This window comes from Spirosoma radiotolerans (genome assembly GCF_000974425.1).
Taxonomy (GTDB): Bacteria; Bacteroidota; Bacteroidia; order Cytophagales; family Spirosomataceae; genus Spirosoma; species Spirosoma radiotolerans.
This window is the reverse complement of sequence record NZ_CP010429.1, coordinates 6,208,770-6,234,487: the sequence shown is the minus strand read 5'-3', so window position 1 is coordinate 6,234,487 and position 25,718 is coordinate 6,208,770. Positions and strand designations below refer to the sequence as shown.

Sequence of the window (25,718 nt, the reverse complement as noted above, 5' to 3'; positions counted from 1 at the left end):
TTAATTGGTAGAGCAGTGCTCGGTTTACAGGTCAGCGTAGATATCAATTACTTCGCCTTCGGCAACCGTAACAATTGCTTTCTTAGTGGTTGGGGTCTTACCCGATACAACACGTCCGTTGATGTTCTTGCTGCGTTTCTTTCCGTATACCCGGAATGTATTAACAGCTTCAACGTTTACGCCATACATTTTCTCGATGGCTTTGCCGATCTCGAGTTTGTTGGCTTTTAGTTCAACCTCAAAAGCATATTTGCCTTGCTTGTTAAGGCCCGTCATTTTCTCGGTGACGATTGGTCGTTTCAGTACGCTCATGATTAATTTGCTCCCGATTATCGGTCGAACAACGTTTGAATGGTTGACAGGGCTTCTTCGCTAATGAGCAGTTGATCAGCATTCATCAGATCGTATGTGTTAACCTGCGAAGCAGTCGTAACTTTCGTCTTCTGAACGTTCCGGCTCGACAAAACAACGTTTGTGTTTACATCGGGCAGGATAAGCAGCGTTTTCTTACCCGTTACATTCAGATCACTTAAGAACTGGATGTAGTCTTTCGTGCGGGGAGCTTCCAGCGAAATGCTGTCAATAATGGAAATCTTCTCAGCTTTCGCTTTTACAGCATAGGCTGACTGGCGGGCCAGCGATTTCACTTTTTTGTTCAGTTTGAAGCTGTAGTCGCGGGGACGGGGACCGAAGATAGTACCACCGCCCACAAATACGGGCGATTTGGCGCTACCGGCGCGGGCGCCACCTGTACCTTTTTGCTTTTTCAATTTACGCGTCGAGTGTGCATTTTCAGCCCGCTCTTTCGCTTTGTGCGTTCCTTGCCGTTGGTTGGCTAAGTACTGTTTCACGTCGAGATAAATCGCGTGTTGGTTCGGTTCGATACCGAAGACCGCTTCCGGAAGCGTGACCTTTTTGCCTGTGTCCTCGCCTTTGCTGTTATATACGATTACTTCCATGACCTACTTCTCGATAATAACGTATGAATTTTTGGCTCCTGGAATTGAACCGCTAACAACGAGCAGATTTTGCTCAGGCAGAACGCGCAATACGCGAAGGTTTTGAACCTTCACTCGGTTACCGCCCGTACGGCCGGCCATCCGAAGACCTTTGAACACACGCGATGGGAACGAACAGGCACCAATCGAACCTGGGTGACGACCCCGGTTGTGCTGACCGTGCGTTTGACCGCCAACCCCAGCGAATCCGTGACGTTTCACAACGCCTTGGAAACCACGACCTTTTGCTGTTCCGACTACATCAACGAAGTCAGCTTCTGCAAATACATCGGCTACCGTAAGTGTTGCGCCTAAATCAAGCGTTTGTTCGAATTCTTTGAATTCAACCAGTTTGCGCTTAGGCGTGGTACCCGCTTTTTTGAAGTGGCCCAACTCCGGCTTGTTGCTGTGCTTTTCTTTTTTGTCGCCATAACCCAGTTGCACAGCCGTGTAGCCATCTTTCTCGACGCTACGGACTTGAGTTACGACACAGGGACCCGTCTCAATCACTGTACATGCCAGAGCCTGCCCGTCCGCATTGTACACGCTGGTCATCCCGATTTTCTTGCCAATTAAACCAGACATTTGTGTTTGTTTAAAGTAAGCAGGTAAAAAATAGGTAATCCTTTTTTCCGTTCGGACCTTCCGAATCGGGCCGCAAAGGTAGGCAAATATTCGAACGAATCCTATATCTGCTTAACAATCAGGCCCCGAAACGACATAAAAAAAGGTCGGGCGCACAGCACCTGACCTCAAATGGCAGACAATACGATGCAATGCAAGGTTTGTTTGCCGAAAAAGTCAGATGTGGTTTCTACTAAATCGTATCGATTTTAGCGGACCTTCACCCTCGTATGTCGTTATCTCGATGTTCCGAGTTTGGGAGTGCAAAAGTATGAAATAGTTTGGAGAAACAGAAAATTTATTTTAAAGAAAGTTTTTTAGGTACTATACAAGTCAAGTATCGGGTATGGATGGTGTGAATAGGCGTTCGGTCGCTATGCGATCAGCGAATGGAAGCGCTTGCCCGAATGCTACAAACCTTTCGTCGCTAACGCGACTGTACATAATTGTATGTAAGGCGGAGTAGTTGTAAACATTTCCGATCTCTAGATTGCTTACGCGACTAAATGGTACTACACTTAGTCAATCAGGCTTGGTTTAGTGGTTAACCTTATTGTCGCGTTAGCGACCTAATGTTTGTAGCAAAAATTGCTCCCAACCATGTCTATCTAAGTCGCGTAGCGACGTAACTCTAAAGAACCATGGCTCCAAGCCCTGCATCATTAATATGGCTTGCATTAGCTAGGGTCACTCGTTTGTGTTGTTTGACGCATGAGAACTACACAAACGTAAAACAGTAGGTTTATGTACTTTTTACGTTTACTACGCATTAGACAATTCCTAAAACGCCTGAATCCAGTTTGCTTCATGTCTCAATCCATAACCCGTCGTCAAACGCTGGCGGCTCTGACTGCCTCGGTAGGGGCAACACTATCGACTAACTCGCTGGCCGCTGGGACATCACCAGCCGCTCAATCTCCATTTACGATCTGCCTCAACATGAGTACAATTAGGGGGCAGAAACTCGGATTCGTAAAAGAGCTGGAAGCCGCTTCTAAGGGAGGATTCCGGTCGGTCGAAATATGGATTGAGACCTTACAGACGTACCTGAAATCGGGCGGAACAACGGCCGAGGCCCGAAAAATTCTTGCCGACCTGGGCATAAAAATTGAAAATGCTATTGGCTTTGCACCGTGGATCATTGATGACGAAGCGGCCCGTGCCAAAGGGCTGTCTCAATTAAAAAACGAGATGGAAATGCTGGCCGAAGTGGGTTGCAAACGCGTAGCAACGCCACCAATCGGTGCCCAATCGCCCGGTAGCCCTAAAATAGATCTGTACAAAGCTGCCGAACGGTATCGCGCTATTCTGGAAGTTGGCGATAAAACCGGGGTTGTTCCTCAGTTAGAGTTATGGGGGTTCTCGCCGAACCTGAGCCGGTTGAGCGAAGTTATGTTTGTCGCCATTGAGAGTGGGCACCCGTCAGCCCGGGTGTTGCTAGATATCTATCACCTTTATAAAGGAGGCTCGGGCAATGTAAGCCTGCCCTTGGTTGGTAAACCGGCCATTGAGGTATTCCACGTAAATGACTACACGGCCGATTTCACCCGTGAGAAAATAGTCGATGCTGACCGGGTGTTTCCAGGCGATGGCGTTGCGCCGATTCGCGAAACGCTGAAACTCATCAAGCGCAACGACCAGCCGATTGTCGTATCGCTGGAGGTGTTCAATAAAAATTATTACGCACAGGATGCCCTGACCGTAACGAAAACAGCGATGGCAAAGATGAAAGCGATGGTAGCCGGGCTTTAATAAGCCCAGGCCATCAGGCCGCCGTCTGCCGAAATTGTCTGTCCTGTTACATAGCCCGATGCAGGCATGCACAAAAAAGAAACGACGGAAGCTACTTCTTCCGGCTCGCCAACCCGGTTCATCGGCGTTCGTTTCAGGATACCCGCTAGTTTTTCAGGGTTAGTCAATACGGGTGTGGCCAATGGCGTTTTGATATACCAGGGCGCCACAGCATTTACCCGAATGCCATCGGGCGCCCACTCAACGGCGAGGTTTCGGGTGAGCTGGAGCATGGCCGCTTTGGTCATGCCGTATAGCGAGCCACTACTAGTATGCGCCAGCCCAGATACCGACGAAATCATCACAATTTTACCACCGATAGAGGATTCTCTTAAAAGTGAATAGGCTGCCTGGGTCAGTTCATACGCTGAGCGAAGGTTGGTATTCAGCACATGGTCATACTCGGCAGGGCTGTAGTCGGCAGTGGCTTTGCGAACATTCGTACCCGCATTATTGACCAGAATATCCAGGCTACCCCACGTTGTCTTCACCGAGTCAATAACCTGAGCAGCTACACCCGGCTGACTCACATCAGTGGCTATGCCTTCGACGGTATGGCCTTGCTGGCGATACTCGGTTAGTTGCCGCTGAAGCAGTGTGTTGTCGCGGGCAACGATAAATACCGATGCGCCCAGGTCCAGAAATTGCCGGACAATGGCTTCGCCGATTCCTTTAGTTCCGCCCGTTACAAGGGCGCGTTGGCCGCTAAGCGACCAGAGCGATTGGTTCATGAGCTAAAGGTCATTAATTTTAGCTTTTCTCCAAACTAAAACCACCTTATGAACAAACGAATAGGGCTTTTTGCTGTATTGGCACTCACTGCGGGTGTGGTATTAGCTCAGAATAAGCCCAAGGCAGAGGACGTGCAAACGTTCACGCTGAAAAACGGCATGAAATTCATGGTCCTCGAAGATCATTCCATTCCCAATGCCAATTTCTATTCTTTCTGGAAAGTTGGCTCCCGCAACGAGGTTCACGGCATAACGGGTTTGTCGCACTTCTTTGAGCACATGATGTTCAACGGGGCTAAAAAATACGGTCCCAAGCAGTTTGACCGGGTTATGGAGGCCAACGGCGGTTCGAACAACGCCTATACAACGCAAAATACGACGGTGTATACCGACTGGTTCCAAAGCGGAGCCCTCGAAACGATCTTTGACCTGGAGGCCGACCGGATTCGTGATCTGGCCATCGACCCGAAGATGGTAGAGAGTGAGCGGGGCGTTGTTCTCTCGGAGCGAAGTACCGGGCTGGAAAATAGCAATTATCGGGTTATCAGCGAGCTGGTACAGGCTACGGCCTTTGTGGAGCACCCGTATATGTTCCCCGTAATCGGTTTCGAATCGGACATAAAGAAGTGGACGCAGGCCGATCTGGAGAAATACTTCAAAACCTATTACTCGCCGAACAATGCCGTGGCGGTTGTGGTAGGCGACGTAACGGCTGCACAGGTAAAGAAACTGGCTGAGCAGTATATTGAACCCATTCCGGCGCAAAAACTACCTGACAGCCTGCGTACTGTCGAGCCGCCCCAGAATGGTGAACGGCGCGTGACGACGTATAAAGACGTAGCGACGCCTAACATTTTGCTGGCTTACCATACCCCTGCTACCCGCCACCCGGATTACTACGCGCTCGATTTGCTCAGTGGTGTGTTGAGTTCGGGTAACTCGTCGCGTCTGGTAAAGTCGCTGGTGCTTGATTCAACGATTGCGTCGCGGGCATTTACCAGTTTCGGCGAATCATTTGACCCAAGCCTGTTTTCAATCTATGCCATCGCCGGCAGTGGTACTACGGCGGAGCATCTGGAACGGTCGGTTTTGTATCAAATCGACAGGGTGATTGATGAAGGCATTACCGATGTTGAATTGCAGAAGCTGAAGAATCAAAAGCTGATGGAGTTTTACCGGACGATGGAGTCGATCAACGGAAAAGCGAACTCGCTCGGTACGTATGAACTGTTCTTTGGTGACTACAAGAAGCTTTACGAAGCTCCGGCACTGTATGAAAAGGTAACCAAAGAAGACGTTCAGCGCGTCGCCAAAACGTATCTCACCAGCCGTAACCGGACAGTTGGCTATCTGCTGCCAGAGCCCAAAACGAATCCGGTTAAAAACAATTAAAGAGCCTGCTTGTCGCATAGCGACCAACTGTTTGTAGATAAAGCCTATCCTCCGGTGGCTTATGATTACGTAGCGATCAAAGGGGGTTGAGAGGTTACATCATTAAGCAACTCATCAGGCTCATCTATCGGGTATAGCTATACACATTCTGTCGCTAACGCGACAACGACACCTAGTCTGATATATAGTCAATCAATAACACGGATGAAATACATAGTTACAATGCTCCTTGCTCTTATACTGGCTGGAGCTTCGTCGTGGGCGCAAACGTTCAAGGTGCCACCTTACCAGAAGTTCAAGTTAAAGAATGGCCTGACGGTTTATTTGATGGAGCAACATGAAGTGCCGCTCATCAATGTCTCGGCCGTATTCGACGCCGGGGCGGTGCAGGATGGCAGCCGGTATGGCCTGGCCAACATGACGGCGGAGGCTTTGCTGTTCGGTAGTTCGAAATACACGAAAGCACAACTGGAAGAAAAGATCGAGTATGTAGGTGCCAGCGTGGATACCTATGCCGGGAAAGAAGTAGCCAAACTGACCTCGTCGTTTGCGGTGAAAGATCAGGACTTACTGTTCGATATTATTCAGGATGTGCTCACGAAGCCTACCTTCGATCAGGCAGAATTCGACAAGTACAAACAGCGTCAACTGCTTCAGTTGATTCAGCAAAAAGAAAGTCCGAGGGGCGTGGTGGGCTCGTACTTCAACAAGTTTGTCTTTGAAGGTCATCCCTACGCGAATCCGCTCACCGGCACACCCGCGTCGGTATCAGCCGTTTCGGCCAGCGATGTTCGGCAGTTCTATCAGAAAAACTTTACAACCGACCGGGGCGCGATTGCCATTGTGGGCGATTTTAATACGGCGGCTATGAAAAAGCGCATTACTGACTTATTTGGTAACTGGAAAACGGCAGCAGCCACATCGCCTGCCCTAACAGACCCGACGGTTATGTTCGATAAAAGCCGGGTGTTGCTGGTCAATAAAGATGACGCCCGTGAAACTACATTTTTGATTGGTGGGAAAGGGATTACCCAAAATAACCCCGATTTTATTCCCGTTACGGTAGTCAATACGATTCTGGGGGGACGCTTTACATCCTGGCTGAACGATGCCCTGCGGGTCAATTCAGGCCTGACCTATGGCGCGAATAGCCGATTCAGTACGTTCCGGAAGAGCGGCACCTTTGCCATTTCAACCTTTACAAAAGTTAGTACCACTACGCAGGCCATCGACATGGCCCTGCAGGTACTCGATAGTTTGCATCGGACAGGCATCGACGAGAAAACGCTGTCATCTGCCAAAAACTACGTTAAAGCTGATTTCCCGCCTAGATATGAGTCGGCCAGCGAGTTGGCCAATTTGCTAACCGATATGTTCAGCCTTGGCTTCGATGAGTCGTTTATCAACAACTTCCAGAAGAACGTAGATGGGCTGACCGTCGCCAAGACCCGCCAGATTATCGACCAGTATTTTCCGAAAGACAAGCTTCAGTTTGTGTTGATTGGCAAAGCGGAAACCATTCGGGACAAAGTGAAAAAATACGGTACCATCACCGAGAAAGAAATTAAAGCAGAAGGGTTTTAACAAGTAACGCGACTGTAACGCGGACAGGATGTCCGCGTTACGTTAATTCCATAAATTACCCTACCTTTGCCTTGAGTTTTCGGTGCCTGATGCTGCTTCGTGGCAGCTTGTAAGGCTTAAAAGGGAAGTTGGTGTAAAGCCAATGCTGTCCCCGCAACTGTAAGTCTTTAGAAAAATCGGTTCAATCTACGTAACCACTGCGCTGAGCCTCAGCGTGGGAAGGTAAGAGCCGACGAGACGAGCCAGGAGACCTGCCGCAAACCATCCGTTGTTCTGGCGTTCGGAGGAAACGCCCCAATCGCGTGCTGATGGGCCACCAACTTGGCGGCCTAACGGTTCCGGGCACTCATTCGTATCATACTATTGAAACAGAACACCCTTCGCTGGTGGATTATTACCTTACTACTCGGCTTGCTTGCCGGGCGTAGTAGCAGCGCGCAAACAGATTCGTTAGCGCGGTCGACAACAGGTGTGTCCTTGTCGGCCGTAACCGTACGAGCCATTGCGCCCGAGCGGTTTTTAGCGGGCCAAAAATTTCAGCGGATCGACTCGGCAACGCTGATCCAGTTTCGCTTTGGGTCATTGACGGACTTGCTGTCGTTGAACACGCCCATAGCGTTCAAGAATTATGGTCCCGGCCAGCTAGCAACGGTGTCTTTTCGGGGAACATCGGCCAACCATACCGCCGTTCTTTGGAATGGGATCAACATCAATCAACCCAACCTTGGCCTGACTGATTTCTCGACGCTGCCCGTAGCGGGTTTCGATCAGTTATCCGTTCAGTATGGTTCGTCGGCGAGTGTTGTCGGTTCGGGTGCGGTAGGAGGGAGTATTCTGCTGGGAAGCAGTCCCGTTTGGCAACCGGGTATACACGTGACGGTTGGCCAGCAACTGGCTAGTTTTCACAATAATCAGACCCAGTTGGGTATACGGTACAGTGCCAGGTTAGGAGCCTCCTGGAAATTATCGGGGAAGACGTTCGCTTACCGGAACCAGTTCAATAATGCGTACCCATCCGCTGAACGCCGGAATTATTTTCTGGAACGGTCCACAACCGCGCAGCGGGGTTTTGTTCAGGATTTGTACTTTATGCACAACAGTGGTCGGCAGCTATCCGTCAATGTGTGGCTAACAGACAACGACCTAATTCTGGCACCGCAGGACACCATTGCCCGCGAACGGACACGCACCCAGTCGGCTCGATTTCTTACGACCTACGAAACCAACCATCTTACGCTGCGCCTGGGTTGGACGCATGATATTCTGGATTATGCCAAAAGTAATTTCGCGTTGCCCAGCCACACCCAAACCGACCGGTTTATTGGCCGGACCGAGCGTGAGTTCGTCTTAACCCCCGCTAAAGCCAGATGGGCACTGAACCTTAGGGTAGGTGGCGAGTGGTCGCATTACCGCACCCAAACGGATGGCTACATAAGCCCATTAATCGAAGAAGACCGAGGTGACTTGTATGCGTTGCTTCGGTTGCAGACTACCCGCTGGCTAGTGTCGGCCACTGTGCGGCAGGCATTTGTTACCCGATTTAATCCACCCCTTACGCCATCACTTGGCGCTGAATATCGGATTGTGCAACGTCCTGCCTTTGGTTTAACGGCTAAAGGAGCCATCAGTCGGAGTTACCGGGTGCCAACGCTCAATGAACGGTACTGGGCCGACTTAGGCAACCCCAATCTGCTACCCGAAAATGGATTCAACCTGGAAGCCGGGCTTGCATCGACCCTGGTATTTTCGGAACACCTCAACCTGACAGCCGAAGCAACCGTATACCGCAATCGGGTAGATAACTGGACGTACTGGAATCCGACGACCAACTATCATGTCGAGAATTTACAGCAGGTCTTAGCGCGGGGAGGAGAGTTAACAACCTCGCTCGCTTACGTTCGTAATGGTTGGCGGGCTGGTCTGAGGCTCGGTTATGCGCTTACGCGCTCATCGCAGGAGCGGGCCTATGATACCTACGCCGAAGACGTGATCGGGAAGCAACTGGTCTTTGTGCCCATCCATACCGAAACGCTTAATGCCTACATCCAGCGTGGCCAAACACGCCTGTCGGTGCAAACACAAGCCAGTTCGCGCCGGTACACTACCTTCGACAATAGCCAGTTTTTTAAGGGCGTTGCCTTAACAAATGTACTGCTTGAAACGACGACCAAAGTCGGCCCGGTGCCCATTCGGGTACAGGGGCAGGTTAATAATGTATTCGATGCGCTTATGTTCAGTGTAAAGCGGAATGCGTTGCCGGGTCGTAACTGGGCACTCAATGTACTTATCAATTTTCCATCTAATAAATCATGAAATACCAAGTAACAAAAAGCATTGCGCTTAGCTTGCTGGCCTTAAGCGTCTGGAATTGTAAAACCACTGATCCTGAACCAACACCTTACGAGTCAGGCATACTCATATTAAATGAAGGTAATTTCTCCCAGAACAACGGGACAATTTCGTTTCTCTCACGGACGGGCAACACCGTTGCTACCAACATTTTTCAGGCTGCTAACCCCTCAATGTCGTTGGTTGGCGGAGTGCAAGGATATACAGAGGTAAACGGGAAGGGGTTGATTTTGGTCGACAACATGTCTGCTGCCCAGGATAAGGTTGAAATTGTTGAGGCAGGCACGTTTAAGTCCCGCGCTACGCTGAAAACGCCCGATATTGAAAACCCACGCCAAGTTATTGCCGCAGGCCCAAACAAAGCTTACGTTAGTTGCTGGGATGTATCTGGAGACTTCAACGCAGGTACTTTCTATAAAGACCCCGGTTATATAGCTGTCGTCGATCTGAATACAAGTACACTCGTTAAGAAAATTCCAGCCGTGAAAGGCGTTGAAAAAATGGTTGTTGCTGGTAGCGAAGCGTTTGTTGGGAGCAATGCTTACAGCGGGAATAAAACGCTGTTAATCATTGACCTGAATACCGATACTGAAAAACAACGTGTTGACTTTGGCTCATCTCCTGAACCCATTGCGCTCGATGCCAATGGTAAATTGTGGATACAAACAGGTAACGATCTTGTTCAATTCAATCCTTCGGATCGGACAATTGCCAAACGACTGACGTTTGCAGCTACACCCGGTTCCGTTACGATCAGCCCCGACAAAAGGGCATTCTATTACACGCTGAGTGGCAAGACATACCGTCTGCCGATTGAAGCAACGGCTGCCACAGCGGCTAACCAGGTTATCGCCAGATCGTTTTCTTCACTCGGTATTGATCCACAAACTAATCGTATTTATGGAAGTGTGGTTCCGTCGCAGGCGCAGACAGGCTATGTCGTGCGTTACGAGTCAACCGGCGCGTTAGTTGACTCAGTAAAAGCTGAAATTGCGCCTTCAGGATTTTATTTCCGATGAGCCGACAGCGGGCCATCATGAACTGGAGCGGGGGCAAAGATTCGGCTCTCGCGCTATATTATAGTCTCCAGTCGGGTCGATGGGATGTAGAGACCTTGTTGACGAGCGTTAACGATGCCTATGGCCGAGTAAGCATGCATGGCGTTCGAATAGAGTTGATGACGGCTCAGGCTGATCGGCTGGGGATTCCGTTACGGTTACTCCGATTGGCGGGCAATGTGTCTATGGAAGAGTATGATGCGCAAATGCAGATGGAACTGCTGGAACTGACAAAACAGGGCTGTACGCATTCCATCTTCGGCGATATTTTTCTGGAAGACCTTCGCGCTTATCGCGAAACGCAGTTGCAGCGGGTAAATCTGTCAGGAGAATTCCCCCTCTGGCAGCGGAACACAACCGAGCTGGTTCATGAGTTTGTGGATTTGGGTTTTCGGGCTGTGCTTGTGTGCGTGAATGAAAAGCAATTGAATGCCGAGTTCATCGGGCGGGAGCTGGATCTGGACTTGCTGAAAGACCTGCCCAGAACAGTCGACCCGTGTGGTGAGAACGGCGAGTATCATTCTTTTGTGTATGATGGCCCTACTTTCTCCCACCCCGTTTCCTTCACAAAAGGCGAAGTTGTTCACCGAACCTTTACCCGCTCCGGCGGTACTGATACGCATACCAGCCAGACCGATGTTCGGTGGGACACTGGCTTCTGGTATCAGGACCTGCTTCTCAACGAGTAAAGTCACCTTGAGTAAAAATACGTTAAAGCCTGAAGGCGTGTTACGGTTCTAAATCGTGGCACGCCTTCAGGCTTTAGAGTAAACTCAACCAAAGCCTTCGTTTTGTGGCTTTATTTTCATATTATTATAGGAAATTTTACCAACTGAGGCCTTATAGAGCCAAAACAGTATTCATCACTTTATGAAACGTAGAGAAGCCATACAACAAGCGGCCTTACTGATGGGCGGGATCCTATCAGCACCGACTCTGGCTGGTGCCATGGGCCGTGTGACCAACATGGGCCCGAGCGTTGCCGTCTCGCCTGATCAGGAAGCCCTGCTGGCTGAGGTTGCCGATGTCATAATTCCAACTACCACGACGCCGGGAGCCAAGGCCGCCGGTGCCGAAAAGTTTATAGTTCGGGTCATGCGCGACTGCTACCCGAAAGCGGATCAGGAGAAATTCTATGCTGGTCTGGCGAAGTTAGATGCCGATAGCAAAACCAAGTTCAGTAAAGGCTTTGCCGCTCTTGACACAGCTCAGAAAAATGAGATGGTCAAGCAAACCATGACGGAAGACAAGCCATTTTTCCTGCGCATGAAAGAGCTAACGACGACCGGCTATTTTACTTCCGAAATCGGTGCTACAAAAGCGCTCGAATACCTGCCCGTTCCTGGTCAATTTAACGGTTGTATGCCCCTCAAACCTGGTCAGAAGGCATGGGCATTGTAACAAACCTGTGTCCTTCAATAATTTTTACCCCACAAGATAATGTATCTCAATATTGATTCTATAAAAGACCAGACTTACGATGCCATTGTGATCGGGTCGGGCATATCGGGCGGCTGGGCATCGAAAGAACTAACCGAAAAAGGGCTGCGGGTGCTGATGCTCGAAAAAGGTCACCAGCTCGAACACGTCACCGGTTACGAGTACGCCACCAAAGACCCCTGGGAAACCAAGTATAACGGTCGGCTTACCGAAGCTCAGAAGGAATCGCACCCAAAACTGGCCCGCGATTACCCATATAATGAGATGACCCAGAATTACTGGATGAATGATTCGGATTCGCTCTATAAAGAAGTGAAGCGATTCGACTGGTACCGGCCAAATATTGTGGGTGGAAAGTCCATTATGTGGGGGCGGCAATCGTATCGGCTGAGTGATATTGACTTTGGGGCCAACGAAAAAGATGGCATTGCCGTCGACTGGCCAATCCGGTACAAAGATGTGGCTCCCTGGTATTCCTACGTCGAGAAATTCGTCGGCATTTCGGGGGAGAAACTGAATCTACCGCAATTGCCCGATAGCGAGTTTCTGCCACCCATGGAGATGTACTGTGTGGAAAAAGAAGTGCGTAAGCGGATTGAAAAGAATTTTCCCGGACGTACGATGACCATTGGTCGGGTGGCTAACCTGTCGAAAGCGGGTCAGGCGCAGCTAGGCGTTGGCCGTGCGCCGTGCCAGTACCGAAACAAATGTTCGCTGGGTTGCCCATACGGTGCGTATTTCAGTACCCAATCCTGTACACTTCCTCCGGCAGCCAAAACGGGCCGTTTGACGCTTCGGCCCGATTCGGTCGTTACGGAAGTTATGTACGACGAAAACAAGAAAAAGGCAACGGGTGTCCGGATCATTGATGCCGTGACGATGCAACCTAAAGAGTATTATGCCAACATCATTTTCGTTTGTGGCAGTACATTGGGATCGACAACGGTACTGCTGAATTCAAAATCGGATCGCTTCCCCAATGGATTGGGCAATGATTCGGGCGAGTTGGGCCATAACCTGATGGATCACCACTTCCGGATTGGGGCGTCGGGCGAATGGGAAGGCGATCTGGACAAATACTACATCGGTCGTCGGGCAAACGGTATTTACGTACCACGTTACCGAAATATTGGTACCGACAAGCGCGATTACATACGCGGATTCGGGTACCAGGGTGGCGGCAGTCGGCAGGGCTGGCAGCGCAACATCGCTGAAATGAGCTTTGGGGCTGATTACAAAGAGGAACTCACCAAGCCCGGCCCGTGGACAATGGGCTTAGGCGGTTTTGGCGAGACCTTGCCGTATCACGAAAACCGGATGTATCTCGACAAGAATGACAAAGACAAATGGGGTATGCCGCTCGCCGTCTTCGACGCTGAGTTGAAAGAGAACGAGAAGAAAATGCGAATCGACATGATGAACGATGCCAAGGAAATGCTGGAATCGGCTGGGGTCAAGAACGTAAAAGCCTATGACCGGGGGTCTTTTCTGGGCATGGCCATTCACGAAATGGGAACCGCCCGTATGGGCCGTGATCCTAAAACATCCGTCGTAAACGCCAATAATCAGCTTCACGCGGTTAAGAACGTATTCGTAACGGATGGTTCCTGTATGACGTCTGCTTCCTGTGTAAACCCGTCGTTAACGTACATGGCGCTAACGGCGCGGGCGGCTGATTTCGCTGTTAAGGAAATGAAACGGAAAAGCATTTAAGGAGTGATCATAAAGAAGCCCCCGCTGTACTGGTTTATCAGGATGGCGGGGACTTTTTTATGTACGTACTTATGCGGTTCGAATCACATGAATAGCGAACTTCATTTATATTGCCTGGCGCTGTGGAGGTTAACCGATAAAAAACGGAGCGGACAAAACTTATAGAGCAACCAATAAACGTTAATCGTATGAAAACTCTGACTTTTCTGTTTGTGATTAGCAGTATGACAATTGTGTTTGGACAGCATAAATTCGCGTTATCCGTTCAACTGGCTCCTATTTACACCCATGCTAGCTCGAAAGTAATTTTTCCATTTGCTGATCCGTCTAATCAACTACCTACTACTGAATTTAGGGCTGTTTCCAGTGGACTTAGTTACTCAGTTGGCGTTGCGGCCCGCTATGCTTTCTCCCCGAAATGGTCAATTGGAGCAGGCATTTGGGCTACGCATGCGGCAGTTGGTAAAAGTGATTATTTGCTGAATGGCACCCCCTATACTGTTCGCTATCAGTACAACCACCCTTTTTCCAATCTCTATAAAGCGCCTTTATTGATTAACTACCAATCGTCAACCAAACGACTGTCGCCTTACTTTTCGGCAGGCGCCACCTTTGATTTCAGGGGAACCAGCTACGTCGATATAAATGGAAATGGGGAATTAGTCCCCGTAAAATTTGGTAAAGGTGTGGTTGTTACTCCTCTGCTGGGAGCTGGCGTAATCTATGGGCTTACAGAACATCTATCTTTAATTGCTCAACCGACGATCCAGTATACTATTGAATCGCACCCGTCGTACTCTTACTTCCACGCTTATCAACTAAGCTTACAGACTCAACTCATGTATAAGTTTTAAACGAGTTGCTGTTGACACAGTACTCAATAGGTCAATACGAGTAAAAGCCGGAAAATAAGCCAAATGGAAATTCTACGATTCAGGCCGAGCAGGCAGAATCCTGCTTCATAAAGCAAAAAAGGGTTAGCCAACCCGACGGTAGCCAACCCTTTTACTTCATCCTGAAAACTCACCTGTCAACAGCGGTGTGAGTAGACAATGGTTAGCTGCATTGTTGTTTATCTATAACAGCCGACCCACAAAAATCAATAGGACAGCACCGCCCACAGCAATCAACAAATTCATAAATAAGCCATCATTATCGGGGTCGTTGCCAAGCTTACGGGCAACAAATCCCCCAACAAACCCTCCCACAATTCCGAGGATGATGTTCACAAGAGCCGAGTTGTGGCTGTCCATCAGCCGACTCGCAATATAACCGGCAATGCCCCCAATTAGAATAGAATACAAAAAGCCCATAGTCTTAATAAGTTAAAGAGTGATAAAGGTGACGGTGCAATGCTACACAAAAGATTGAAATTGTACTATAGGGAGAATAATTTGCGAAAAGAATATAGCTGTAAACGGGTATAAATTATCAGTAATTTCATTTTACAGGGTAGGCATTTCCTGTATCAGTTAATAGCTAACACGCTCCTCTATTGGGCTGACTGTATGACTAATTTTTTATCACCCAAACGCTCGGCCCTCGCACGCCGGGCAATCGCACTATCAGCCGCTGGTTTGGTAATTGGTGGTGCTTTTGTCGGAGCTTATCAGAATCGAAACCTGAATGGAGCTTCCAACCGGTATCTGACAGGCCTATTCGCTCAACTTGGCGACGACGACAAACACGATCCAAAGTATGCTGTCGGTAGTTTGAACGTAGCACCCGGTCTGGAAGCAACCCTGTTTGCCGCTGAGCCAATGCTGGCCAACCCAACCGATATTGACGTGGATGCTCGTGGCCGGGTTTGGGTTTGCGAAGCCTATAACTATCGCCCCGCCATTAATGGCAATCCAACCCGCAAAGAAGGCGATCGCATTGTGATTCTGGAAGATCAGAATGGCGATGGAAAAGCCGATGTGTCGAAGGTGTTTTATCAGGGAGCCGATATTGAGTCACCGCTCGGCATTTGGGTGCAGGGCAACAAAGTGATTGTGTCGGACAGTCCGAACGTTTGGGTCTTTACCGACGAAAACGGAGACGATAAAGCTGATAAAAAAGAACTGCTCTTTACGGGTATCGGTGGTGAGCAGCATGATCATGGTATGCACACGTTTGTCTTCGGACCCGACGGCAAGTGGTATTTCAACTTCGGCAATGAGGGTGGGCAACTTAAGGACAAAGACGGTAACCCAGTCGTCGATGTAGCTACCGGCAAGACGATCGATAAGCAGAATTTCAAGATGGGCATGGTCTTCCGTTGCGATCCCGATGGGAAAAACGTAGAGGTATTGGGCCAAAACTTCCGCAATAACTACGAAGTAGCCGTTGATTCGTACGGCACCCTGTGGCAATCGGATAATGACGACGATGGTAACAAGGGCGTTCGGATCAATTATGTTATGGAATATGGCAACTATGGATACACCGACGAAATGACGGGCGCAGGCTGGCAGGCCAACCGGGAGAACATTGAGCCCGAAATACCAAGACGGCACTGGCACCTTAATGATCCCGGTGTTGTACCTAACCTCCTGCAAACTGGGGCTGGTTCGCCAACGGGCATGATCGTGTATGAGGGTAAGCTGTTGCCGGAGGTTTTTCGGAATCAGATGATCCATTGCGATGCCGGCCCGAATGTCGTCCGGTCGTATCCAGTACAAAAAGACGGAGCAGGGTATAAAGCCGAGATTGTCAATGTATTGGAAGGGGCTCGTGACCAGTGGTTCCGGCCGGCCGATGTATGTGTGGCACCGGATGGCTCATTGATTATTGCCGACTGGTATGACCCCGGTGTGGGTGGCCACCAGGCGGGCGATCAAAGTCGGGGACGCGTTTACCGGGTAGCACCACCAAACTCGCCGTACAAAATGCCTAAGGTGGATCTGACAACGACCGAGGGCGCTATCGAAGCTCTGCAAAGCCCAAACATGTCTATCCGCTATGCTGGCTGGCAGAAACTGTCTGGCATGGGTAAAAAAGCAGAAAAAGAATTGGCTAAACTTTATAAAACATCGGCTAATCCCCGGATGCAGGCTCGGGCGCTGTGGTTGCTGAGTAAAGCAGAGAAAGGACCGAAATGGATCGAAACAGCGTTAAAAAGCGATAATCCTGATCTGCGCATTACGGGCCTCCGTGCCGCCCGCGAACTCAAATCAGACATTATTCCCTACATAAAGCAACTTGTCAACGACCCTGATCCGCAGGTGCGTCGGGAGTGTGCTATCGCACTACGCCGAAACCAGAGCGCCGAGGCTCCGGCACTGTGGGCGCAACTGGCCAGTCAATATGATGGCAAAGACCGTTGGTATCTGGAAGCGCTGGGTATAGGCGCTGATTCTAATTGGGATACATATTACACCGCCTGGGTGAAGCAGATGAGCAACGAGCGTAACGACGCCCCGGCCTTAGCCAATGCGGGTGGTCGTGACATCGTGTGGCGTGCCCGTACCAAGGAATCCGTGCCGATGCTGGCCAAATTGGCAGGTGATCCGGCCGTTGATATAAACCAGCGGTTGCGGTATTTCCGGGCGTTTGATTTTAATCCGGGCGCTGTTGAAAAGTCCAATGCTTTGCTGGGTATTTTGCAGGCAAACAGTGGCTCCACGGAGGTTACCAAACTTGCTCTGCGTCACCTTGACCCGGCTTTCGTGAAAAACTCCCCTGTAGCAACAAATGCCCTGAATAAACTCATGACCGATGTATATGGTACACCCGAATACATTGAATTGGTCATGCGTTTCGAACCCGTATCCGAAAATGCGCATCTGGCCAAGCTGGCGGTTCAGAAACCATTGGAAGGCGTGGGGCGAGATGCGGCCCGGCAATTACTCAAGCAGCAAGGCAGCCCTATGGTCTGGGATGTACTTAATGGCAGTGATCCGGAAGCTGCGGCTAATATGCTGGTCGCTTTGCGTCGGGTGGGCAACAAAGAGTCTATTGATATTTTAAAAACGGTAGCATTGGACGAGAAACGGTCTGCGGCCTTACGTAAAGAAGCGACTCGTTCATTAGGAGGTAGTGCAGAAGGAGCCGATATGGTCGTGGCCTTACTTAAGTCTGGCGATATTAAAGGCGATTACAAAAAAGCAGCCGTGCAGGGTGTGAGTAACGACTGGCGAAAAAACATTCGTCAGCAGGCCGCTAGCTTCCTGGATGGCGGCCAAAGTGCCGAAGGGAAGAAACTGCCCGCCATAAACGAACTACTGGCGATGAATGGCGATGCGGCACGCGGTGTTTCTGTTTTCAAGAACAACTGTAGCATTTGCCACCAGGTCAACGGCGAGGGTATGGACTTTGGCCCCAAGCTGTCAGAAATTGGGTCTAAATTGCCCAAGGAAGGCCAGTATCTGGCTATTTTGCATCCCGACGCTGGTATTAGCTTTGGCTATGAGGGCTGGGCGGTGAAATTTAAAGACGGTAGTACCATGACAGGTATTGTATCCAGCAAAACCGAGACGGATCTGCAAATGAAGTTTCCGGGTGGCGTTGTGCAGAATTACAAAATGTCGGATGTCGTTTCGATGAAACAGTTGGATACCTCCATGATGCCATCGGGTATACAGGAAGCCATGAACACGCAGGAATTAGTCGATTTAGTGGATTATTTATCAAGTTTAAAAAAGAAATAGAACCGAGATTTAGTTGATTTTTCTGATTGATTATGGCGTATGCTTTTAGCGGAAGCTTTATCTTGACAAGCATAGTCCATCCGCAAAATCACACAAACTCTGGTTCAGACAACCTCACATATGCAACGACGTAATTTTGTAAAATCAACAGTTGGCGCGGCTGGCTTAAGCTTGGCGGGTGCCGCCGTAACCGGTGAGTCGGTAGCAGGCAACTGGCAGTCAGATTCACTGGCTAAAAACACGTTTAAACTTAAATACGCCCCGCACTTTGGGATGTTTGAGAACAGCGCCGGTAAAGACCTCATCGACCAGCTCAAGTTTATGGCCGATATGGGTTTCACGGCGATGGAAGACAATGGAATGATGGGCCGTGAACCCGCTATGCAAACCAAAATTGGGGAGGAAATGGCTCGTCTGGGAATGACGATGGGTGTATTTGTCCTCGACAAAGGCGGTAATTCACAGAATACGCTGGCTGCCGGAAAGCCCGAATATATTGACATTTTCCTGAACGGCTGCCGGAAAGCCGTTGAAACCGCCAAGCGTTGCAATACTAAATTTACTACGGTTGTACCGGGGGATTTCGAGCGGAATCTGCCCATTGGTATTCAAACGGGTAACGTCATTGATGCCCTGCGCCGTGGGGCTGACATTCTGGCACCAGCGGGCCTGACGATGGTGCTTGAACCCCTAAGCGATTCGCCGAATCTATTCCTGCGTACATCGGATCAGACCTACGAAATTTGCCGCGCCGTAAATAGCCCTTCCTGTAAGATTTTGTTTGACATCTACCACATGCAGAAAAATGAGGGCCATATTATTCCCCACATCGACTGGTGCTGGAGCGAGATTGGCTATTTTCAGATTGGCGATAACCCTGGTCGTAATGAGCCAACGACGGGTGAAATTAACTACAAGAATATTTTCAAGTACGTTTATCAGAAGCAAAAAGCTGCGGGTAAAGACTTTATTTTTGGCATGGAGCACGGAAAATCGCAGAAGGGTAAGGAAGGGGAAGTCGCCCTGATCAAAGCTTATGTCGATTCCGATAGCTTTACGGTATAAAACGCATTAGGGTAAAACCATCAAGGGGTGAGCAGGCTTGTCGACAAGCCTGCTCACCCCTTGATGGTTTCAATTTCTTGCTTAGAGAACAACCACTGAGTTCTCTTCAAACGATACTCCGCTTGGAACGTATTTGTCAGCAGCCGTATCATTTGTCCATGTCGTACCATCCAAAACGTAACGGAACTGGTATTCGCCACCAACGGGCAGTTCAACCGTAGTTTTGTAAGAACCATCTTTCTGTTTTTTCAGGGCCTGGGCATCCCAGCCATTGAATTCACCGGCCAGAGCGACCGTTTTAGCACCATTGACGGCTTCGGCCGACAATTCAAATGTTACTTTCGCAAGAGGCTTGCTTTTGAGGAATTGTTTGGCAACTGCCATAGGGGTTCACTGTTTGGTTTTCAATACAAAGTTATAATGCAAAACTGGTAATATAATAGTTATCAGTACGTTAAGGATAAATATTCTTATTATATTTATAATTAATATATCTTGTTTTATAATTAGCTATCTAAAAAACGTACTATTTTACAGTAGTATTTAAGTTAGTCTATCAATTTATTGGTAATAGACCGAATAGCCACAAGCCACTCGAAAAATTAAGTTCTGAAAGCCTGACGAAGAAGCTACATACGGCTTATCGTCTGATGAAAACATACTCGCCCGTACTATATGGATTTAAGACTAATCGGTTACCCGTTAACGATAACAGGGGTATGAGCTTGCCATTCATTGATGACATACAGGCAGCCATAATTCGTATATTATTTCCTTCTGTTTTGTAATTGCCGCCGAAGCAACCTAAAAAACTATACTCAACCGGCTTGGTATTTTCGTAAAACTCGTTGAATTCACCGGCATAGTTGAACGTGATAAATACACCTTTATTGGAAGGTACATCAACCGTCATGCACGTTGAACTGCTGGCTGGTTTGCAATAAGTAATCAACCGCCAGGTACCTATAAGATTATTAGGCGATACGGTATCATCCGATTTTGAGCAGGCCAGAACGAGTAACAGAGAAAGCAGAAGTACAACGTGTTTCATGAGGGCGTTCGTAACTTTTTGAGTAGACCCTCAATTGCCCTTGTTGGTTGTAAGGCAGCACTTTAAAAGCGAACGAGGTTAATGTGTAGTTTGCTCTACCGAATACGACCGGTATTCACGGGTCCAGTGCCAGGCACCCTGGAAAGCGATTAGGCAAAAAATTGCGTATTCGACCCCAACCAGTTTTACCCCTTTGGTAAAATACATGAAGGTGCTGATGATGTCGACAAGCAGCCAGATCCACCAGCATTCGAGCTTTTTATGAATCATCATAAATGTGCCGATAATACTCATTACGGTCGTGAACGAATCGAGGTAGGGGAAGGCGCTGGGTTGACTGAACAATATGGGAAACCAGATGTGCAGATTTTGAGCAAGAGCGCCTAGTACACCTGTAGCTACCAGCCCCCCGAGCAACACCAGAACCAGCGGTCGTCCTATAAGCCGGGTAATACGGAGTTCGTTGTGCTGATCGGCCTCCTGGGCCTTGGGGTGGGTCCAGCGCCACCAGCCTTGCAGGTTCGTTATGAAAAAGAAGACCTGCAAAAACATGTCGGGGTAAAGCTGGATCTGAAAGAACAAAAAGAAAAATAGCAGGACACTGGCGGCCCCGATTGGCCAGCTCCAGACGTTGGCGCGGGCCGCGAGCCAGGTTGCTATTGACCCGGATAAAACCCCGAAAAATTCGAGGTAACTCATGGGGTAATCCCACAGCGTAAAAAAAATGGTATGGATATCGAAAAACTCGACCATGAGTAAAAAAATACGGTGGGCGTCCTCTACTTTAACTGTGCGAAAGTACGGATTAACCATTTATCTAACCTCTCAACTATGCAACGTATTGCTATGCTCGGGGGCGGCTTCATTGGCCGCTTCTATGCCGAATCCATTCATGGCCAGCGCAGCCGGGATAAAGTTGTTGCCATTTATGCCCGCCGGGAAGAAACTGCCCAAAAATTTGCGACAGATTATGGATGTGATTTTGCGTCGACCGATATGGAAGAGGTCATTGCGCATCCCGATGTAGATATGGTTTGTATTGCGCTTCCCAACAACATTCACGAAACGGCGGTCAACCTCTGCGCCAAACACAAGAAATCGGTGGTTTGTACGAAACCCCTTGGCCGTACGGCCGATGAAGCGTTGCGGATGATGCAGACGGCTGAAGAAGCGGGCATTTTTGCCGGTTACCTAGAGGACTTATGTTACACACCTAAGTTTTTGAAAGCGCTGGACAGTGTTAAAAACGGAGCCCTTGGCCGAATTCTGTGGGCTAAATCCCGCGAAACACACCCCGGACCGCACTCCGACTGGTTCTGGGACAAAGAGCAGGCGGGGGGCGGCTGCATGCTCGATTTAGGTTGTCACTGTGTCGAAATTGCCCGAAATTTTATCGGTAAGGATGTGAAGCCGGTAGAGGTGATGTGCTGGGCCGCTACGCAGGTGAAACCCATTGACGCCGAGGATCACGCCATTGCCCTGGTGAAATACGAAAACGGCGCCATCGGACAGTTTGAAGTGAGCTGGGCTTTCCGGGGCGGTATGGACCTCCGCGACGAAGTAATGGGCACCGAAGGCACCATCTGGATCAATAACTTTCTACGAACCGGTTTCGAAATGTACAGTTCGGGCAAAGGGGCTGATTATGTGGCCGAAAAAGCCGAATCCAACACGGGTTGGCTATTTCCGGTTGGCGACGAGGTGAATGACCTGGGCTACAATCACATGTTTACGGACATGTTCAAATCGCAGGAAGAAGGCCGTGAACCCGCCGAGACGTTTTACGATGGCTACGTAGTGAATGCCGTTCTCGACGCGGCCTATAAATCAGCGGAAACGAAGCAGTGGGAAAAAGTAAACTTACCCGTCTGGCGCGGACAAGAGGGGCTTAAACCCGAATCTACGCTTGTCGAGTATGATGCGGATCACTACCTGATCAAACAGGAAATGACCCATGATGGCCGGAATAAGCTGATTTTGAAGGAGAAGGCCAGCGGGAAAATCATTGAGCGGGATTTGGCTTGAGCTAAGAATTTAGTGAGTACTGCTTGGACGCGTTAGTCAGCCTGTCGGGATGTTGCTCGTCATCGGCCAAATTCGTTTCTTGTGTACTAAAATCTACTTAGATACTTATGTGGCTGGAGTCTAAAAAAATCGTTGTGGTTGGCGGCACAACCGGCATGGGCCTGTCGGCTGCGCTGTCGTTTGTGCGTGAGGGGGCGCAGGTCGTTGTGGTAGGCCGAAATCCCGAAAGTTGTACCGTTGCTGAAAGGCAACTCGACGGCAATGGGCTGGCAATGTCGGGCGACGCATCTGATCCACAAACGGCCCCTAAAGCCATTGCCTTGTGTCAGCAGATTTTCGGCGGCTTCGACGGACTTTTCCACGTAGCAGGCGGCAGTGGCCGGCGGTTTGGCGATGGCCCCCTTCATGACCTTACGCTGGACGGGTGGAATTATACGGTCAACCTCAATTTAACCTCCCTGATGCTATCGAATCAGGCGGCCGTGCGGACATTCCGGGCACAGGGTAGCGGGGGAGTAATTCTAAACATGGGTTCAGTACTGGGCTCCAGCCCGTCGCCAACGTATTTTGCTACCCATGCCTATGCAGCCATGAAATCGGCGGTGATTGGTTTCACTAAGTCAGTTGCAGCTTATTATGCCAACGACAATATCCGGGTCAATGTATTGGCTCCGGCTCTGGTCGAAACGCCGATGGCGCAGCGTGCCACCCAGGATGAGCATATTATAGCGTTTACGAAAACCAAGCAGCCGCTCGGTGGTGGCCGCATTGGCCTGCCTTCTGATCTGGATGGTGCTGCCGTTTATTTCATGTCCGATTATTCGGCCTTTACCACGGGTCAGGTGCTAACCGTAGATGGCGGCTGGAGTGTGAGTGAAGGACAGATTTAACTTTGATTTAACTTTGCTTATGATTGAAACGCCACGCCTGACCCTTATTCCCCTCACGCTTGAGCAGCTTCATCTTCATCTTGCCAACAAGTATGAATTGGAGCAAACCCTGGGCTTGCAGAAAGGGTACCGGCAAGCTGTGGAGCCGGTGCGGAGCATTATCGTTTATTTCACTATACCTCGTTTGCAGGACCCTGCCCTCGATCCGCTTTTTCACACCATGTGGCTGGCCATTGACCGGGCGAAAAAACAGTTCGTAGCGGAAGCTAAGTTCAAGGGTGAGCCTGATGAAACCGGAACCATCGAGATTGGCTATGGAACATATCCGGGGCTGCATCGGCAGGGTTACATGACCGAGATGGTGAACGGAATGGTAACCTGGGCTCGTCAGCAGCCCGGTGTCCGGCGGGTGGTAGCAGATACCGAAGCAGAAAATGTAGCTTCCCAGAAAGTGTTGGAAAAAAATGGATTTCGATTGTTTGACCAGATAGAAAACATGCTGTGGTGGGAAATTAGTCTATGAAAAATCCCGCCCTCCTTTTCGAGCCTAAACCCCTACCATCTTGCAGCCCATTCCCATCAAAACTACCGTTGTCGGCTCGATGCCGTTTCCTGGCTGGCTCGAATTTTCCAGCCAGAATCTTTCGCAATTCGGACCGGCCGATATCAACGAAATGATTGAAGATGCCGTTGTGGCATCGGTTCATGATCAGGTTTCGGCCGGATTGGACGTAATTACTGACGGTGAGCAAACCCGGTTCGATTTCAATCTATCGTTTTACGGCTACATTAACGGCATTCAGAATAACGAAACCGAACTACGCCGGTTTGGTCCGCCCGCACACGATCAGCGTGGTAAGCACAACATCGTCGAACCACTAACCGCGCCGAAAGGACTGGGCGTCGTGGAGGAGTACCTGCGCCTGAAACGGCTTGCTCCCGAGGGACAAGGTCTGAAAGTGTCTATTCCTGGCCCCTATACGCTTAGTGGGCGGTTGTTGCCCGGGAGTTTGTACAAGGATCGCTGGGAAGTAACCGAGGCTTTGCTGCCCCTGGTGAATAAAGAGATTGCCGATTTAGTCGCTCTGGGCGTACCGGAAATCTGTGTCGATGAACCGTCGATGTCGTGCTATGCGTATCGCGAAGATACCCGGCGTTTTGTCGACATCTTTAACCGGACGGTAGCGCCGGGCGTGGGGAAAACCCGATTATCCATGCATCTCTGTTTCGGGAATTACAAAGGCCGGTCGGTGGGTAAAAAATCCATTGCGCCCATGCTCCCCGATTTTCTGGACATGACGGTCGATGAACTTCATTCCGAAATGACCATCCTGAATTTTTCGGAGGTAAATCTGCTGGCCCGGTTCGCTGAAAAATTCGATGTGGCCGTGGGCGTCATCGACGTAAAAAGCTACTACATCGAAACGCCGGAAGATGTGGCTGAACGCATTCGTAAATGCCTGCCTTACGTTCCGGCCGAGAAACTGGCCGTTGCCCCTGACTGCGGCCTGAGCCAAACGGCTCGCTGGGCCGCCAAACAAAAGCTAACCAACATGGTAGCCGGGGCTAAGATTGTCCGGGGCGAAATCTAAACCAGAATTTAGTTGATTCAACGGATTCTTCTGGTTCAGCCCGAGACACTTAACCACTATAGAATGATCTCGCGGTTTAAATCAGAGGAATCCGTTAAATCAAGTAAATCCTGGCTCATACTGTCTGATAAGGCACAACGTTCTTTTGTCAATTTGCCAATGTTTTCCTTAACCAGCATCCGCGTTTTGGCATTGTCAAAATGCTCGCTGTACGATGCCCGGAGTTCTTTACGCTTCATGGCCTCCAGGAAACGCCGGACATCGTCGGGTGTTTCGAGCAGGAGGGGAGGCACTTCAGTTGGCTGGTCTGAATCGTCTTTTGCTACCATTGTAAAATATGAGGTGTTAGTGTGTTTGACAGTGCCCGTTTTCACGTTCTCCGCAATGACTTTGATGCCCACCACCAGCGAAGTCCGGCCTACGTAATTGACCGATGCCAGTAAGGAAACTAATTCGCCTACATCGACTGGCTGCCGGAAATTCACTCCATCGACGGATACCGTTACGCAATACTGGCCCGCGTGTTTGGCCGAACAGGCATAGGCGACTTTATCCATCAGCGACAGCAAGATGCCCCCGTGTACGCGACCGCCAAAGTTGGCATACGATGGAATCATCAACTCAGTAAGCGTTGTGCGTGAATGGCTAACGGGTTTGGCTGTCATCTGAAACCGGAATTTTTATAATTTTTCTGGATTTATCTTGCTGCGCAATCTAACAATCTCCATAATACCCTGGGCTTTGGGCCAATAAAAAAAGCCGCTACATAGCGGCTTTTCAAAAT

At 49.6% G+C, this 25,718-nt stretch carries 24 protein-coding genes and 1 riboswitch; of the genes, 15 read left to right on the top strand and 9 right to left on the bottom strand.

Going from position 1 to position 25,718, the window contains the following annotated elements; translation table 11 throughout:
• Window positions 1-24: 24 nt before the first annotated feature.
• From rplW to rplC, 3 genes are read right to left on the bottom strand one after another with little or no spacing between them, the layout of a single operon-like run.
• The gene (rplW, locus tag SD10_RS25255) at window positions 25-312 is read right to left on the bottom strand and encodes a 50S ribosomal protein L23 (protein ID WP_012930240.1); all 288 of its coding nucleotides are present in this window, start codon (window positions 310-312) and stop codon (window positions 25-27) included.
• A gap of 17 nt (window positions 313-329) precedes the next feature.
• Window positions 330-959, bottom strand: coding sequence for a 50S ribosomal protein L4 (rplD, locus tag SD10_RS25250; protein WP_046577816.1), 630 nt, complete (start codon window positions 957-959; stop codon window positions 330-332).
• 3 nt (window positions 960-962) lie between these two features.
• The gene (gene rplC / locus SD10_RS25245) at window positions 963-1,583 is read right to left on the bottom strand and encodes a 50S ribosomal protein L3 (RefSeq protein ID WP_046577814.1); all 621 of its coding nucleotides are present in this window, start codon (window positions 1,581-1,583) and stop codon (window positions 963-965) included.
• A gap of 846 nt (window positions 1,584-2,429) precedes the next feature.
• Between rplC and SD10_RS25240 the strand changes: the two genes are divergently transcribed.
• Window positions 2,430-3,374, top strand: a complete 945-nt coding sequence (locus tag SD10_RS25240) for a sugar phosphate isomerase/epimerase family protein (RefSeq protein WP_046577811.1) — start codon at window positions 2,430-2,432, stop codon at window positions 3,372-3,374.
• Here SD10_RS25240 and SD10_RS25235 read toward each other — a convergent pair.
• Window positions 3,371-4,144, bottom strand: a complete 774-nt coding sequence (locus SD10_RS25235) for an SDR family oxidoreductase (protein WP_046577804.1) — start codon at window positions 4,142-4,144, stop codon at window positions 3,371-3,373. The two genes, SD10_RS25240 and SD10_RS25235, sit on opposite strands and share 4 nt — an antisense overlap.
• Before the next feature lie 48 nt (window positions 4,145-4,192).
• On the opposite strand from SD10_RS25235, the gene SD10_RS25230 reads away from it, so the two are divergent.
• The 8 genes from SD10_RS25230 (at window position 4,193) to SD10_RS25195 (ending at window position 14,534) form a co-directional block, all read left to right on the top strand.
• The gene (locus tag SD10_RS25230; RefSeq protein WP_046577802.1) at window positions 4,193-5,536 is read left to right on the top strand and encodes a M16 family metallopeptidase; all 1,344 of its coding nucleotides are present in this window, start codon (window positions 4,193-4,195) and stop codon (window positions 5,534-5,536) included.
• A gap of 204 nt (window positions 5,537-5,740) precedes the next feature.
• A complete protein-coding gene (locus tag SD10_RS25225; protein ID WP_046577799.1) occupies window positions 5,741-7,120 on the top strand; it encodes a M16 family metallopeptidase in 1,380 nt (459 codons plus the stop codon).
• A 63-nt stretch (window positions 7,121-7,183) separates the two neighbouring features.
• A riboswitch (cobalamin riboswitch) is annotated at window positions 7,184-7,393 on the top strand.
• A 90-nt stretch (window positions 7,394-7,483) separates the two neighbouring features.
• A complete protein-coding gene (locus SD10_RS25220) occupies window positions 7,484-9,433 on the top strand; it encodes a TonB-dependent receptor plug domain-containing protein (protein ID WP_227699067.1) in 1,950 nt (649 codons plus the stop codon).
• The gene (locus SD10_RS25215; RefSeq protein ID WP_046577796.1) at window positions 9,430-10,488 is read left to right on the top strand and encodes a YncE family protein; all 1,059 of its coding nucleotides are present in this window, start codon (window positions 9,430-9,432) and stop codon (window positions 10,486-10,488) included. Before SD10_RS25220 ends, SD10_RS25215 begins: the two co-directional genes overlap by 4 nt.
• Entirely contained in the window at window positions 10,485-11,216 is a 732-nt protein-coding gene (locus SD10_RS25210; RefSeq protein ID WP_046577791.1) for a Dph6-related ATP pyrophosphatase, read from the top strand. Before SD10_RS25215 ends, SD10_RS25210 begins: the two co-directional genes overlap by 4 nt.
• A 181-nt stretch (window positions 11,217-11,397) precedes the next feature.
• On the top strand, window positions 11,398-11,928 hold the full coding sequence (locus SD10_RS25205) for a gluconate 2-dehydrogenase subunit 3 family protein (protein WP_046577789.1): 531 nt from the start codon (window positions 11,398-11,400) through the stop codon (window positions 11,926-11,928).
• A gap of 39 nt (window positions 11,929-11,967) precedes the next feature.
• Window positions 11,968-13,680, top strand: coding sequence for a GMC oxidoreductase (locus tag SD10_RS25200; RefSeq protein WP_046577788.1), 1,713 nt, complete (start codon window positions 11,968-11,970; stop codon window positions 13,678-13,680).
• Between the two features lie 188 nt (window positions 13,681-13,868).
• Window positions 13,869-14,534: an outer membrane beta-barrel protein gene (locus SD10_RS25195; protein WP_046577786.1), complete on the top strand. Its 666-nt coding sequence runs from the start codon at window positions 13,869-13,871 to the stop codon at window positions 14,532-14,534.
• A 222-nt stretch (window positions 14,535-14,756) separates the two neighbouring features.
• Here SD10_RS25195 and SD10_RS25190 read toward each other — a convergent pair whose 3' ends face one another.
• On the bottom strand, window positions 14,757-14,993 hold the full coding sequence (locus tag SD10_RS25190) for a GlsB/YeaQ/YmgE family stress response membrane protein (protein ID WP_046577784.1): 237 nt from the start codon (window positions 14,991-14,993) through the stop codon (window positions 14,757-14,759).
• Window positions 14,994-15,188: 195 nt separating this feature from the next.
• Between SD10_RS25190 and SD10_RS25185 the strand changes: the two genes are divergently transcribed.
• Window positions 15,189-18,311: a PVC-type heme-binding CxxCH protein gene (locus SD10_RS25185; RefSeq protein ID WP_046577781.1), complete on the top strand. Its 3,123-nt coding sequence runs from the start codon at window positions 15,189-15,191 to the stop codon at window positions 18,309-18,311.
• A 120-nt stretch (window positions 18,312-18,431) separates the two neighbouring features.
• Window positions 18,432-19,376, top strand: coding sequence for a hydroxypyruvate isomerase family protein (locus SD10_RS25180; RefSeq protein ID WP_046577779.1), 945 nt, complete (start codon window positions 18,432-18,434; stop codon window positions 19,374-19,376).
• Between the two features lie 81 nt (window positions 19,377-19,457).
• Here the strand turns inward: SD10_RS25180 and SD10_RS25175 are convergent, their stop codons facing one another.
• From SD10_RS25175 to pnuC, 3 genes are all read right to left on the bottom strand, one after another.
• A complete protein-coding gene (locus SD10_RS25175) occupies window positions 19,458-19,760 on the bottom strand; it encodes an isoamylase early set domain-containing protein (RefSeq protein ID WP_046577778.1) in 303 nt (100 codons plus the stop codon).
• Between the two features lie 256 nt (window positions 19,761-20,016).
• Window positions 20,017-20,427: a lipocalin-like domain-containing protein gene (locus SD10_RS25170; protein WP_046577776.1), complete on the bottom strand. Its 411-nt coding sequence runs from the start codon at window positions 20,425-20,427 to the stop codon at window positions 20,017-20,019.
• Between the two features lie 78 nt (window positions 20,428-20,505).
• Window positions 20,506-21,180 (bottom strand): nicotinamide riboside transporter PnuC, encoded by a 675-nt coding sequence (gene pnuC, locus SD10_RS25165; protein WP_046580144.1) that lies wholly within the window; start codon window positions 21,178-21,180, stop codon window positions 20,506-20,508.
• A gap of 78 nt (window positions 21,181-21,258) precedes the next feature.
• On the opposite strand from pnuC, the gene SD10_RS25160 reads away from it, so the two are divergent.
• The 4 genes from SD10_RS25160 (at window position 21,259) to SD10_RS25145 (ending at window position 24,934) form a co-directional block, all read left to right on the top strand.
• On the top strand, window positions 21,259-22,452 hold the full coding sequence (locus tag SD10_RS25160) for a Gfo/Idh/MocA family protein (protein WP_046577775.1): 1,194 nt from the start codon (window positions 21,259-21,261) through the stop codon (window positions 22,450-22,452).
• A 107-nt stretch (window positions 22,453-22,559) separates the two neighbouring features.
• Entirely contained in the window at window positions 22,560-23,342 is a 783-nt protein-coding gene (locus SD10_RS25155) for an SDR family NAD(P)-dependent oxidoreductase (RefSeq protein ID WP_046577774.1), read from the top strand.
• 19 nt (window positions 23,343-23,361) lie between these two features.
• Window positions 23,362-23,865 (top strand): GNAT family N-acetyltransferase, encoded by a 504-nt coding sequence (locus SD10_RS25150; RefSeq protein WP_046577772.1) that lies wholly within the window; start codon window positions 23,362-23,364, stop codon window positions 23,863-23,865.
• A 40-nt stretch (window positions 23,866-23,905) separates the two neighbouring features.
• Window positions 23,906-24,934: a methionine synthase gene (locus tag SD10_RS25145; protein WP_046577771.1), complete on the top strand. Its 1,029-nt coding sequence runs from the start codon at window positions 23,906-23,908 to the stop codon at window positions 24,932-24,934.
• Window positions 24,935-24,990: 56 nt separating this feature from the next.
• Here the strand turns inward: SD10_RS25145 and SD10_RS25140 are convergent, their stop codons facing one another.
• Window positions 24,991-25,599, bottom strand: coding sequence for an acyl-CoA thioesterase (locus tag SD10_RS25140; RefSeq protein ID WP_046577769.1), 609 nt, complete (start codon window positions 25,597-25,599; stop codon window positions 24,991-24,993).
• Window positions 25,600-25,718 lie beyond the last annotated feature (119 nt).